7 protein-coding genes are annotated in these 13,843 nt (G+C 65.6%); 2 read left to right on the plus strand and 5 right to left on the minus strand.

Features of this window, described 5'->3' with window-relative positions; genetic code table 11:
* Positions 1-9: 9 nt before the first annotated feature.
* The 5 genes from ASE79_RS08350 to ASE79_RS08370 form a co-directional block, all read right to left on the minus strand.
* Positions 10-1,563: an alpha-L-fucosidase gene (locus tag ASE79_RS08350; protein ID WP_082445236.1), complete on the minus strand. Its 1,554-nt coding sequence runs from the start codon at positions 1,561-1,563 to the stop codon at positions 10-12.
* Positions 1,564-1,643: 80 nt separating this feature from the next.
* On the minus strand, positions 1,644-2,444 hold the full coding sequence (locus ASE79_RS08355) for an SGNH/GDSL hydrolase family protein (protein WP_056414610.1): 801 nt from the start codon (positions 2,442-2,444) through the stop codon (positions 1,644-1,646).
* Positions 2,441-4,840, minus strand: coding sequence for a TIM-barrel domain-containing protein (locus ASE79_RS08360; RefSeq protein WP_082445190.1), 2,400 nt, complete (start codon positions 4,838-4,840; stop codon positions 2,441-2,443). The genes ASE79_RS08355 and ASE79_RS08360 overlap by 4 nt, the downstream gene beginning before the upstream one ends.
* Positions 4,841-5,054: 214 nt before the next feature.
* Complete coding sequence (locus ASE79_RS08365; RefSeq protein WP_235516820.1) at positions 5,055-5,891, minus strand: beta-galactosidase; 837 nt, start codon at positions 5,889-5,891, stop codon at positions 5,055-5,057.
* Positions 5,892-5,947: 56 nt separating this feature from the next.
* Positions 5,948-7,504 (minus strand): alpha-L-fucosidase, encoded by a 1,557-nt coding sequence (locus ASE79_RS08370; protein WP_235516821.1) that lies wholly within the window; start codon positions 7,502-7,504, stop codon positions 5,948-5,950.
* Positions 7,505-7,897: 393 nt separating this feature from the next.
* On the opposite strand from ASE79_RS08370, the gene ASE79_RS08375 reads away from it, so the two are divergent.
* Both ASE79_RS08375 and galA read left to right on the plus strand, forming a co-directional pair.
* Positions 7,898-10,720 (plus strand): TonB-dependent receptor, encoded by a 2,823-nt coding sequence (locus ASE79_RS08375; protein ID WP_056414616.1) that lies wholly within the window; start codon positions 7,898-7,900, stop codon positions 10,718-10,720.
* Positions 10,721-10,843: 123 nt separating this feature from the next.
* Positions 10,844-13,771, plus strand: a complete 2,928-nt coding sequence (galA, locus tag ASE79_RS08380; protein ID WP_156359608.1) for a beta-galactosidase GalA — start codon at positions 10,844-10,846, stop codon at positions 13,769-13,771.
* Positions 13,772-13,843 lie beyond the last annotated feature (72 nt).

Here is a 13,843-nt window from a genome sequence, read left to right on the forward strand (position 1 = left end):
CGCGAACGCTTATACCAGCCCGCGCCCTTCGATTTTGAGGACGGGGACGAACCCGCCGCCAGGGTTCGCGGGCATCGTCAGGTGCAACCCGCGCGCATCCCGGCGGTGCGCGATCGTCGCACCGCCGAGCAATGTCACGCGCTCGACGGCGCCCTCGGCAAAGCGGTGGCGCCCCAGCGCCTCGATCGTGACCTCGCCCCGCGGCCAGCCAAGAAACAGCGCGTAGAGCGCCCCCTTGTTGGTGGTGAACCTCACGTCGCGCGGCGTGAACACCCCCGACGATTGCTCGTTCTGCATGCCCGCCTGAAGCTTGGTCGGGCCCTCGCCATAGATCCGCCACGGCCGCGAGCCGAAGATCGCCGCGTCGTTGACCGCGATCCAGCGGCTCATGCCATCGAGGATCTTCTCCTCCTCGCCGTCGATCGAGCCGTCGCCCGGTTGCGGGATCGACAGGAGCAAATTGCCGTTCTTCGACACGACGTCGGCGAGCCGCTGGATCACCTGTTCGGCAGTCTTGTAGCTTTTGTCGGTCAGGCGCGCGACATTGTAGAACCAGTCGCCGATGCACGTGTCGGTCTGCCACGGCTCGTCCCACAGATGGTCGGTGAAGCCGCGCTCGACGTCCTGCACCAGCCCGAAGCGCGCATAGGGCTTCAGTTGCTTGGCAGTCAGCACGACATCGATCGTGCCGTGCCACGCGATCGAGCGGTTGTAATAGTCCGCCGCCGCCTGCAGCCCGATCGGACCGAACGGCAGTTCGTAGTCGTCGAAATAGCAGAAGTCGGGCTTGTATGTGTCGATCAGGTCGGTCTGGCGGAGCAGCCATTTGGCGGCATAGCCCGGATCGTTCGGTGGCGGCGTTTCGATCCACTGGCCGTCGTTCGCCTCATGCCAGGCGGCCATCGCCGCGATCGTGTCGATCCCGTTCGGCAGAACCGCGTGCGCGCCGGTATAGAGCTGTTGGGGGTCGAGCCCGTCCCACCATTTTCCGCGGCCGTCGGCGGCGCGCAGCGTGAAGGCGTCATAGCGTTGCCCCTTCAGCGGCCCGGTCGGGTCATAGCCGTAAGCGGTTTGGTACCAGTGCCAACTATGCGCGGCATGGTTCGACACGCCGAACTTCAGCCCGGCCCGCCGCGCCGCCTTCGCCCATGTTCCCACGACGTCGCGCTTCGGCCCGACGCGCAGTGAGTTCCACGCGTGATAGCGACTGTCGTAGCAGTCGAGATTGTCGTGATGGTTGGCGAGCGAGACGAAATATTTCGCGCCCGCCTTGGCATAGCGCGCGATCAGCGCATCGGGATCCCAGCGTTCTGCGGTCCAGCGGTTCATCACCTCCATCATCCCCGACCGGGTCGGATGGCCATAGGTCTTGAGGTGGTGGTCGTACGCGGGGTGCCCCTGCAGATACATCAGGCGGCCGTACCAGTCGCCCTGCTCGGGCACCGATTGCGGCCCCCAATGCGACCACAGCCCGAGCTTCGCATCGCGAAACCAGTCGGGGTAGCGATAGTGATCGACCAGCGACTGCCAGGTCGGTTGCACCGGACCACGCGCCAACCCCATTGGGCTCTGCGCCAGCGCGTGCGTCGCGGGACCGAGTGCTGCTATCCCTGCTAGCACCGACCGGCGGCTGAGATCGACGCTCACTTGGCCCCGGATACCCGGCGGATCGCGGCAAGCGCAAGCGGTCGCATCACCGCATAGCCGGCGGGCGTCGGGTGGACGCCGTCACTCGCCAGGCCCGGCTTCATCGCGCCCTCGGGCGTGGCGAGCGCGGTGTAATAGTCGACATAGGTGAAGCCGTTCTTCGCCGCATAGCTTTTCAACCAGCCGTTCAGCGCGCGGATCTGCGGCACCGGCTGCTTGTCCTTGCTCCACGGGAAGGCGGCGGCTGGCGGGATCGAGGCGATGATCACCTTGATACCGTTTGCGCGCGCGAGGTCGGCCATGCTGGCGATGTTGCCCTGGACGATCTCCATCGTCGAGGCGCCGGTGTTGCCCGCAATGTCGTTGGTGCCCGCCATGATCTGCACCGCGCGCGGCTTGAGCGCGATCACGTCCTCGCGGAACCGCACCAGCATCTGCGGCGTGGTCTGGCCGCTGATCCCGCGATCGACGACGCCGTCGGTGAACAGCGCGGCATCTGCGCCGATCCAGTTGTCGGTGATCGAATCCCCCATGAAGATCACGCGGACGGGCGTGCGCGACGCCTTTAGCTGGTCGTTCTGCGCGCGGTACCGGCACAGCTGACCATAGTCGCGCATCATCATGTGCCGCTTCCACGCCTCCCACCCTGCGCCGTCGGTCGGCGCGGGGTGCGCGGGGCAGGGGTCCGCGACGATCCCGACCGGATCGCCGGCATAGGGATCGCCGGGCAACACGGTCTGCGCCGTCGCGGGCACCGCGGAGAGCGACAGTGCGACGATGAACAGCCCGCGCCTCACTTGGCACCCACGATCTGGACCAGCGATGCGGCATTCTGCCCGGTCGGCAGCTTGCCCGACGCGGTCAGCTTTGCGGTCTTGTCGTCCCAGCGCAGCATGGCCTTGCGACCACCCTTGGTCTGGTACGCGTTGGTCACGCCGTCATCGTCGTACAGCGCGAAGCTGGCATCGGCGCCGGGATAGACGCGGATGCTCTCCAGCGCCTGCGCCGTCGCGGTGCTCAGCACCTGGACGCCCATCGGGATGATCGACCCGGCGCGCACGAACAGCGGGATCTTGTCGATCGGCGCGTTCGCGGTGACGGTCTGGCCGCCGGTGAACCGCTGGTTGGTCCAGTAGTCATACCAGTCGGCACCCGCGGGCAGATAGACCTGGCGGCTGGTCCTGCCCTGTTCGGTGACGGGCGCGACCAGGAAGGCGGGGCCGAACATATATTCGTCGCCCATGTCGGCGACCGCGGGATCGTTCGGGAAATCCATGAACAGCGCGCGCATCATCGGCGCGTTGCTCTCGTAGGTCTGGCGCCCGAGCGAATAGATGTAGGGCATCAGCGTGTAGCGGAGCTTGAGGAAGTTCGCGAGGATCGGCTCGGCGGCTGCGCCATATTCCCAGATCGCGGTGGCAGGGCGCTGGCCGTGGATCCGCAACGTCGGCGTGAACACGCTATAGGCGAACCAGCGCGTGAACAGCTCGGGGTAATCCGCATAGTCGGGTGCCATCGCCTTTGCGCCTGCCGGATCGACCAGCACGGGACGGGTCGCCTTCGGCCCGCTCGGCCATTGCCAGCCGCCGATGTCGCTGCCCCAATAGGCCATGCCGCTCGCGGTGAAGCCCAGCCCGGCGGGCACCTGGCGATGCAGCGCCTCCCAGGTCGACTTGATGTCCGACGACCAGAACAGTCCGCCATTGCGCTGTGCGCCAAGATAGGCGGCGCGCGACAGGATCAGGTTGCGCATCGTGGGGCGGTCCTTCGCCGACCCCTCCGCCACGCCCGTCGTGTGGAGCAGCGGGAAGACGTTGTGATAGCGGTCGCCCGAGCCGATCGAATAGAAGCTGCCGTCGGGCACCAGGTCGGGCTCGGTCTCGTCGAGCCAGAACCAGTCGAAGCCCTGGCTGGCGATGTTGTCGCGGATCCGCTCCCAGAACCAGTGGCGTGCATCGGGATTGGTGCTGTCGATCAACGCGCCGGCGCGGTCGGAGCGGATCGGCAGCCCGTCGACGACGTTGCCGTCCTTGTCCTTCAGGAACCAGCCCTTCGTCGACAGCAGGTCGAAATAGCGCGATTCCTTCTCGAAGCGCGGCCAGACGCTGATGATCGAATGCATCCCCATCGACTTGAGCGTGTCGTTCATGCCCTTGGGATCAGGGAAATAGGTACGGTCGATGTCGAGCTGACCCATGCGCGACCAGTAGAACCAGTCGAGCACCATGATGTCGAGCGGCAGGCCGCGGCTGCGATAGCCGTCGGCGATGCCGAGCAGTTCCTTCTGCGTCTCGTACCGCGCCTTGCTCTGGATAAGCCCGAATGCGGCTTTTGGCGGCAGCGGCGTCGTCCCGGTCAGCGTGGCATAGCCGGCATAGATCTCGTCGGTGGTGGCGCCCGTGATGACGAAGAACGACACCCGCTCGCCGACTTCCGACTGCCAGTGCGTCGAACTGTGCAAACCGGGGGAGACGATCGTCGCGGACGGATTGTCCCAGACGATGCCATAGCCCTTGTTGGTGACCATGAACGGTACGCAGACCGTCTCGCCCGCGGGCGCATCGTAATTGTGGCGGCAGTCGATCGTGCGGCCGCGCAGATCGAGCTTGCCCTCCTGATTCTGGCCCAGCCCGTAATAATGCTCGTCGGCGGGTGAGGCGAAGCTTGCGCCGACCCGGAACGTCTTCTCGCCGTTGACGGTGTGCGGGGCCATTTCCCAGCCGGTCATCTGCGTCAGCATCGTGCCGTCGGGCTTGCGGATCGTTACCGAGACCGGCGGCAGCGACGGCGCGAAATAGCGCTCCATCTGCGACGGCGCCTTGGGCCACGGCTTCGCATCGACCGACAGCGACAGCGCGGCGGAGGCGAACACGTCGGCGCTATTTGTGGTCTGATGCGTCCAGCCAGCAGCGTTGGGCTTGGCGTTGGGACCATCGCCGGGGGGCGCGTCGACCTGACCGCGATCGGTCGCGATCGTCACGCGGACGATGTTGGGCGCATAGGCCTCGACCGAGACCAGGCTGCCGTTGCGATCGACCGTCGCGATCGGCGCGGCGTTCGCGGCCGTCCCCAGCGTCGCGAGCGAGGCCCCGATCGCGAGGCGTGCCACCAGTCGCGACGACCATCCCACGCGCGTCGTGTGGAGAGATGGCTCGGACGATGGCGTGAGCGCACGCGCTGGGGAAATGTACATCGAAATCCTCTCCATGGGCCTGTGCCCTTTGGGTAGCGCTATCATAGCACGAATGAAATTTTGTCGGATAATTGCAGAAACGGGATGCAGATCAACCAGATTTCTCGCCGATGGCCGGATGCCTGCGATCAGGAGTTCCGACTCTGACCGGCCAGCCATCGAAGATCCCGGACGACGGGGGCTGCGTGTGCCGGGCAGGGGCGGTCGACCGGCCTTACCGCAGGAGCGCCACCCCGTAGGGCGCTAGATCGAGCGAGCCGGTGTACGTCTTGCCCGTCAGCGTATCGTGCTTCTGGCCGGCGAGCGCGACGCGCACGGGCGCGTTGCTGGTGTTGACGTACAATGTGCGCCCCTCGACGACCCGGGCGACCACGCCCGGCGGCGTGACGGGGCCGCGCTCGATCCCGAGTTCGGCATAAAGCGACCGGACCAGCGGATCGAGAAAGGCGGGCTGCGCGGCAGTGGCGAGATAGATCGCCCGACCCTTGCCGAAGCGGTTGACGGTGATCGCAGGGCTTGGCCGGGGGGTGTTGGTAAACATCGCCAACGGTTTGGCCGTGCTGGGTTCGAGCACTTCGTAATAGGGATCGCTGCCGGTTTGCTCCTTGCCCTCGAACGTCACCTTCAGCGGCTGTTCGGCACGGTAGAACTCGTTCGTCCGCACGCCGAACACATCGGTCAGTCGGCCGGGCAGCGGCGTCTCGAACCACTTGCCCGTCTCGTCCACCTTGGCGGAATAGCCGGTCATGATGACCGTACCGCCGTTAGAGACATAGCGCCGCACCGCGTCCGCGGTTTCCTTGTCGATCATGTACGCGCTGGGCAGGATCACGAGCTTGTAGCGATCGATCGGGTCGTGGCCGATGTCGATCACGGCGGTATCGATGTTGTCGACGAACAGCGGTTCGAGCGCGGCCTTGGCCTGGTCGGGATAGCTGGTCTTGAAATATTCCTGCATCGTGTTGGGCCCGGGCGGGGGCGAGGTCAGCCAGTTGGTCTGGAACGAATAGGCGATCGCGACCTCGGGCTTGCGGTAACGGGGGAAGGGCAAACCGCAGGCCGCGGATAATCGGATGTGTCAAAAAGCCTCTCCAAGCCTATACTATTTCAGGCGAACGCGATCGCGAACGCGCTTGCGTGACGCGTCGGCAGGACCGCCGGCAGATCGATGACCAGCGCCTGTCCGGTCTGACGAAACGCGATCCCGCCGGGCCGGCCGAGCAAGCGGACCGAACGGACGCGGCGGCGTTCGTGCGGATTGGGCTGGGCCAGCGACGTGATCACCGTCTGCCCCTGCGGCGTGCCGAGCGTGATCGCATACAGCGTGTCGCCCTTGGTCGTGAACCGGATGTCGCGCGGCGTGTAGCTGGTCTTTTCCGCAAACGCGCCCGCGGCGGCGGTGGTGGGCCCCTCGCCATAGATGGTCCAGGGGCGGGTACCGTGGATCGCCTCGCCGTTGGCGGCCATCCATGGCGCGAGATCGCTCAGCAACCGGTCGGACTCCGCCGGCAGGCTGCCATCGGCGTGCATTACGACGTTCAGCAACAGGTTGCCGTTCTTGCTGACCACATCGGCCAGCATCGCGACCACCTCGTCGGTGGTCTTGTACGTGCCGTTCCGGTCGAAGAACCAGTCTCCGTTCGAGGTGTCGGTCTGCCAGGGATGCGGATTGATCCCCTTGAGCACCCCGCGCTCGACGTCCTGCACCGCCCAGTCCGTGCTGAACGCGCCCGAGCCCGTATCCTTGCAGTTGTAGACCGCCTCCAGCGTGCCGTTGCGCGCCATGCTGCTGTTGTAGAAATGCGCGAGGAGCGAGCGGCCGACCGCGCCGAACGGCAGGCCGCCGTCCGAATAGAGCAGGTCGGGCTGGTAACTGTCGATCAGGTCGCGAATCCGGTCGAACCACAGCGCGTGATAGTCCGGGTTGGTCGTGTACCAGCTGGCCGGCGTGTTGAGGAACGGCTCGTCGCGGTTGCTGTGGTAGAGATCGGCATAGCGCAGATCGGCGCCGTCATATGCGACTCCCAGCTTGGGCCAGAACTGATCGTAGAGATGGTTGGGATACCACCAGGAATAGCTCGCGCCGAGATGTTCGGACACGCCGAAGCGAAGCCCGCGGCGGACCGCCGCCGCCTTCCACGCGCCGACGATGTCGCGCTTCGGCCCCATCGCGACGGCGTTCCAGCGCTGATGCTTCGACTGCCAAAGGTCGAAATTATCGTGATGGACGCCCATCGACACGAGGTAGCGTGCGCCCGCGGCGGCATAGCGCGCGGCGAGCGCATCAGGATCGAAGTTTTCCGCGCGCCATAGCGGGATGATGTCCTTGTACCCCGATGTCGACGGGTGGCCGTAGGTCTTGACGTGATGATCGTAATGCGGGTGGCCGGGCACGTACATGAAGCGCGCATACCAGTCGCCCTGGCCCGGAACCGCCTGCGGTCCCCAATGCGCCCAGATCCCGAACTTGGCGTCGCGAAACCAGTCCGGCGCGCGGTAGCCGGCAAGCGACTGCGCGGTGGACTCGAACCGACCCGGCATGATCGCCGGGGTCGGGCGCGCCGACGCGCGTCCCGGAGGCGACGCGACGGCACGCGAGACGCCACCCAGGCCGACTGCGGCCGCGAGCGGTGCGCCTAACACCTCGCGTTTGCTGAACGTCACCAAGATCCTCTCCCCAGATGCGTTGGACCGCTCGGTAGGAGCGTTGCGTGCAAACGACCCGATGTCGGACGGATTGTCAATTAAGTCTTACAATTAGACTTTTTATGTCTGACTTGGCGCCGCGCGGCCGGATCGGGCGAATGCTGCCTGCGAGCGGCTCGAGCCTGGCAACTATCGGAAACACCAGCGCCGACATACCCGTCAGGCGCTGCCGCAGTGTGCTATTTATGCCATAACCTTTGACATTTGTCGGCGTAATTCGAATTAGCATATAAATGATCTAATTCCTTCGCTAGGGGCGGCGGACGATCCGGCAGCGGCGCCGCCGCGCACGGTATCCAAAAGTGAACTGCAGGCGGTCCGCAAGGATCAGACCCGCTGGAGGAGAGTGTGATGAAGCGTTCAAAGATTCGCATTGGCAGCATCCAGGGCCTCAGCACGACCGTGTCGCTGCTGGCGCTGATGATGGTAGGCTCGGTAGCCCAGGCGCAGACCGCGGCGCCGCAGGAGGAAACCCCCGCCACCACCGCCCCCGCGACCTCAAACGCGCAGCAGGCCAGTGGCACCGTCGCACCGAGCGCCGATCCGGGCCAGGTCGCCGATGTCGCACCCGCTGCCGACGCAGCCGCACCCGGCGATATCGTCGTCACCGGCGTCCGCGCGAGCCTTCAGTCCGCGCAGAACATCAAGCGCAATTCGGTGCAGATCGTCGACTCGATCGTCGCCGAGGACATCGGCAAGCTGCCCGACCGCAACATCGCCGAGGCTCTGCAGCGGATCTCGGGCATCCAGATCCAGCGGAACTTCGGCGAAGGCAGTTCGGTCGCGATCCGCGGGCTGACGCAGGTCCGGACCGAATTGAACGGGCGCGACATCTTCACCGCCAACAATTCGAGCAACGCGCTGAGCCTGGAGGACGTACCCTCCGAGCTGCTCGCCGGCATCGACGTCTACAAGAACCCGTCGGCCGACCTGATCGAGGGGCAGCTCAGCGGCACGATCAACTTCCGCACGCGCAAGCCGTTCGACTTTGACGGCTTCAAGATTTCGGGCGCGGCGACGAACACCTATTACGACCTCGTCGAGAAGAGCAAGCCATCGGCGTCGTTGCTGGTCAGCGATCGCTGGGACACCGGCATCGGCGAGATCGGCATCCTCGCAAGCGCTTCGTATCAGAAGACCAGTTTCCGTCAGGACACGATCTCGACCGAGCCGTTCTATACGCTAGACCCGAGCAACGCCAACGACGCCGCGACGTTGGCGTCGCTCGGGCGGACCGGCCAGACCACCACGCTGCCGCACGGCACCGGCATCGGCGAAGTGTTCGGCGACCGTCGTCGTCTCGGCATCGACGTGTCGCTCCAGTGGCGGCCAACCGACACGCTGGAATTCACCGGCGAGGTGTTCCGCAACGACTATAAGCTGCGATCCTATGGCTACAGCTATTTCGCGTACACGAGCGGCGCGTCGATCACGCCGCAGCCGGGGGCGGTGTTCACCTATGCGCCGAACGGCGATTTCCAGAGCGGGACGTTCACCGACGTTCCGATCGGCAACAACACCTCGATCGGATCGCGCCATTCGGTCACGACCGATTACTCGCTCAACGGCAAATGGAAGCCGACCGCGAACCTGACGATCACCGGCGATCTCCAATATGTCGATTCCAAGACCGACAACCTGAATTCTATCGTCGGCTTGAGCGGCGTCGCCACCACGCTGACCCAGGATATCTCGGGTGAAGTGCCCGCGTTCCAGATCACGTCCGCCAACGGCCTGGCGAACCCGGCGACGTACAGCAAGGGCTTCTACCTCGATAACCTCAACAACTCGAAGGGCACCGACAAGGTCGGCCGCCTCGACGGCGAATATCGGTTCGACGGGGGGATCCTCAGCTCGATCAAGGCCGGGTTCCGGTTTGCCGATCGTCGCAACCGGACCAGCGATACCGGCTATCGCTATACCGGGCTGACAGGGGCAGCGACCAACCTGCGCTATGTCGATCTCAGCGGCTTCTTCCGCGGGCAGGCGGATCTGTTCGGCGACATCCAGGCGTTCTCGCTGCCGACGGTCCTCAGCTACGACGACACGCGCCAGTCGCTCGGCATCACCTCGACGCCCGGCTATGTGCCGAGCGGCACCAACACGCAGGCGCAGAAGACCTATACCGGCTATGCCGCGGCCTTCTTCAAGGCGGACGACCTGCCGGTGCCGATCGACGGCAACCTCGGCGTGCGCGTGGTCCAGAGCAAGGTCGCGGTATCGGGCTTCTATCAGCAGGTGGACCTGATCACCGCGCCCGACGGGACGCAGTCGACCGCGGCGCCCACCTTTACCGAGGTGAACGAGGCGAACACCTACACGTCGGTGCTGCCGAGCCTCAACGTGCGCGGCCGCCTGACCGACCGGCTCCAGCTGCGGTTCGCCGCGTCGAAGAACATCTCGCGGCCGGACTTCAATCAGCTCAACCCGAGCCTCACGATCACCGAGCCGGGCACCGCGCAGATCGACCAGCAGCATGTCACGTCGACCGGCAATCCGTATCTGAAGCCGATGAAGTCGACCAATTTCGACGCCTCGCTCGAATGGTATTTCGCCAAGAGCGGATCGCTGACGGTCGCCGGATTCTACAAGGATATCTCCAATTATATCCAGACGGTCATCACGCCGCGTAACGTGACCTTCACCGACGGCGTGACCGCGACCTACGACGTCACCACCTACAACAACGCCAGCAAGGCGAAGGTGAAGGGCGCGGAAGTCGCGTATCAGCAGTTCTTCGATTTCCTCCCCGGTGCGCTGAGTGGGCTGGGGGTCCAGGCAAACTTCACCTATGTCGACTCGCAGGCGCCAAGCCCGGCGAGCGACGGTCCCGTGACGCAATTGTCGCTGGAGGGGCTCTCCAAGTACAACTACAATTTGATCGGCATCTACGAGCGCGGCCTGATCTCGGCCCGCGTGGCGTATAACTGGCGCAGCGAGTTCCTGGTGACGACCTCGGCAAACGGCACAGGCAACCTGCCGCAGTTCCAGAAGGCGTCGGGGCAGCTCGATGCGTCGATCACCGCGAACATCACGCCGCATCTCTCGCTGACGCTGAACGGGACCAATCTCACCAACACGGTGCGGTCGACCTATTACGGCATCACCAGCCGCCCACGCGATCTGATCATGAGCGATCGTCAGATCAGTGGGGTTGCTCGCATCACCTTCTGATCCGACACAAGCAGCTGCGGGCCGGATCTTCGGCTCTAGCCCGCCGCGGGACGACAGCGGCACCGGTTTGTCATAGTCGAGGACAGAACAGGACGCGCAAAGCGCGCTTCGGGAGGGGGGACGATGACGCAGGACCAGCGCAGGACTCGGATCAGCCGCAGGCGGTTTCTCGCAAATGGCGCCGCGCTCGGCGCAGCGCTCTCGCCGGCACAGGTCGCGCGGGCAGCGGTATCGGGCCCCGAGGGAGCTGCCGCGGGAATGCTGCCGATGCCCGCGATGCGCGATGCCTTGCCGCCACGTCCTTCGATCGAGGATCCCGGCCGGTCGTTGATGGACAGCGGCTGGCGCTTCCATCTCGGCGACATACCGATGCCCGAGATCCGCGGGCATGGCTGGTCGTACAACAGCGCGAAGGCCGGGCAGGCGCAGGGCGCGGCGGCGATGCAGTACGACGATTCGGATTGGCCAGAGGTCGAATTGCCGCACGACTGGGCCATGGCGATGCCGATCGAGGAAACCGCGAACGTCTCGCAGGGCTATCGCCGCCGCGGTTTCGGGTGGTACCGGCGCGCATTGCGGCTCGATCCCCAAGACCGCGGGCGGTATCTCGAAATCCAGTTCGGCGGAATCGCCACGAACGCGACGATCTGGTTCAACGGCTCGGTCGTCGCGCATAACTGGAGCGGCTACACCTCGGTCTATGTCGATATCACCGATCTCGCGCGGTACGGCGACGATCTGAACACGATCGTCGTGCGCGTCGACGCGCAGTCGATGGAAGGCTGGTGGTACGAGGGCGCAGGCCTGTACCGCCATGTCTGGCTGGTAAAGCGCGATGCCACCTATATCGCGACCGACGGGATCCATGCCGATCCGCGCCGCGGCCCAGGCGGCGCGTGGACGGTCCCGGTGACCGCGACGCTCGGCAATATCGGCAAGCGGTCCGCCGCCGTCACGATCGAGGCGACGTTGATCGATCCCGATGGCCGGATGGTCGCGACGCACACCGCCGCCGGGACGGTGCCGTCGCTGGAGCCGATGGATGTGGCGCTCACGCTCCCGGTCGCGACCCCCGGACTATGGTCGGTCGACAGACCGACGCTCTACACGCTGCGGACGAGGCTGATCCGCGCAGGCCGGACGGTCGACGAGCGGACGCTCAGGATCGGTTTCCGGACGGTGCGGTTCGATGCAGCCACCGGATTCCATCTCAATGACCAGCCGCTCAAGATCAAGGGGACGTGCAACCACCAGGACCATGCCGGGGTGGGCGTCGCGGTACCCGACGCGTTGTGGGAATGGCGGCTCCGGCGGCTGAAGGATCTGGGCTGCAACGCGATCCGGTTCTCGCACAACGCGATCGCGACCGAGGTGCTCGACGCATGCGATCGCATGGGCTTTCTGGTGATGAGCGAGAACCGCAACTTCAACACCAGCCCCGACTATATCGCGCAACTGCAATGGCTGGTGCGGCGCGACCGCAACCGGCCGAGCGTGATCCTGTGGTCGGTCTTCAACGAAGAGCCGATGCAGGGAACGCCGGCGGGCTATGAGATGGTCCGGCGCATGTCGCGGGTGGTCAAGGCGCTCGACGAGAGTCGGCCGGTGACGGCGGCGATGAACAGCGGGATGTTCGCGCCCGTCAACGTCAGCCAGGCGGTCGATCTGGTCGGCTTCAACTATCAACGCGACCAATATGACCGCTTCCACGCGGCCAATCCGACGCTGCCGATGATCAGTTCGGAGGATACGTCGAGCTTCATGACCCGCGGTGCGTGGCAGACCGACCGCGCCGCACACGTCATGGCGTCCTATGACGAGGAGCCCGCCGACTGGGGCAGCACGCACCGCGCCAGCTGGAAGTCGATCGCCGAGCGGCCCTTCGTCGGCGGCAGCTTCGTGTGGACCGGGTTCGACTATCACGGCGAGCCGTCGCCGTTCGAATGGCCGTCGGTGAGCAGCTATTTTGGGATCATGGATCTGTGCGGCTTCCCGAAGATGGCCTATTATCTTCACCGCGCACAATGGATCGACGACACCCCGCTGCTCGACCTGATGCCGCACTGGAACTGGCCGGGGCGCGAGGGGCAACCCGTCAAGGTGATCGCACTGACCAATGTCGACACGGTGCGGCTCCTGCTGAACGGGACGGTAATCGGCGAACAGGCGGTCGATCGCTACACGATGCCGCACTGGCAGGTTCCCTATGCGCCCGGGCGGCTCGAGGCGATCGGCTATCGCGGTGGCCGCGAAGTGGCGCGCAGCGCGGTCGAGACGACCGGCCCGGCGGTCGCGCTGCGGATCACGCCCGATCGCCGCGCGATGGCCGCCGATGGCGAGGACGTCCAGCCGTTCACGATCGACGCGATCGACGCGCAAGGACGCCATGTCCCCACCGCCAACCTCCCGGTCGCGTTCGCCGCGACCGGGGGCACGATCATCGGGCTCGGCAACGGCGATCCGACCAGCCACGAAGCCGAGCAGGGCGACAGGCGTGATCTGTTCAACGGCCTGGCGCAGGTCATCGTTCGTGCCGGGCGCGACGCGCGCCCACTGTCGCTGACGGTAACGTCGGCCGGTCTGCGCAGGGCGACGACAACGGTTCGCCTGCTCGCAACGCCGCCCCGGCCGAGCGTGCCGAGCACCGCGGCGACGCTCATGCTGCAGGATTGGCGGCAATCGCCGGCGTTCGCGGCCAAGCCGTCGCCCGACATCGTGCTCGCGGACAATGACATGAACAGCTGGCTGTTCGTCCGGGCGGGCGAGATCCAGCCGGCGCAGGGTGCCGGACCGTGGAGCGTGCTGCGCGCCAAGGTCACGCCGCGTCGGCCGGTGCGTGAACGTGGCGGGAAACTTGTCCTTCAAGGTGTCGTCGGTCGGGGCGAGGTCTGGATCGACGGCAAGCGCGTGGGGACGAAGGCCGGGTTCGCACCGGGGACCGTCGTCGTGCCGATGCCTGCGGGCGAAGGTGAGCGCGTCGTATCGGTTCTGCTCGAAGGCAACGGCACGCAAGCGTCGGGGCTGGGGGGCATCGTATTCGTAGAGGAATGACGCGTCGCGCAAGCATTTCGAGGTCGATCGACAGGGGATTTCCGGTCGGCGCCGCGTCGACAGAAAAGGATT

It is taken from the genome of Sphingomonas sp. Leaf28 (genome assembly GCF_001421685.1).
GTDB lineage: Bacteria > Pseudomonadota > Alphaproteobacteria > Sphingomonadales > Sphingomonadaceae > Sphingomonas > Sphingomonas aurantiaca.

Excerpts from the sequence above, each read along its gene's own strand:
- ASE79_RS08350 (WP_082445236.1), bottom strand. The coding sequence starts at position 1,563 with ATGGGGTTGGCGCGTGGTCCGGTGCAACCGACCTGGCAGTCGCTGGTC.
- galA (WP_156359608.1), top strand. The coding sequence starts at position 10,844 with ATGACGCAGGACCAGCGCAGGACTCGGATCAGCCGCAGGCGGTTTCTC.
- ASE79_RS08375 (WP_056414616.1), top strand. The coding sequence starts at position 7,898 with ATGAAGCGTTCAAAGATTCGCATTGGCAGCATCCAGGGCCTCAGCACG.
- ASE79_RS08360 (WP_082445190.1), bottom strand. The coding sequence starts at position 4,840 with ATGTACATTTCCCCAGCGCGTGCGCTCACGCCATCGTCCGAGCCATCT.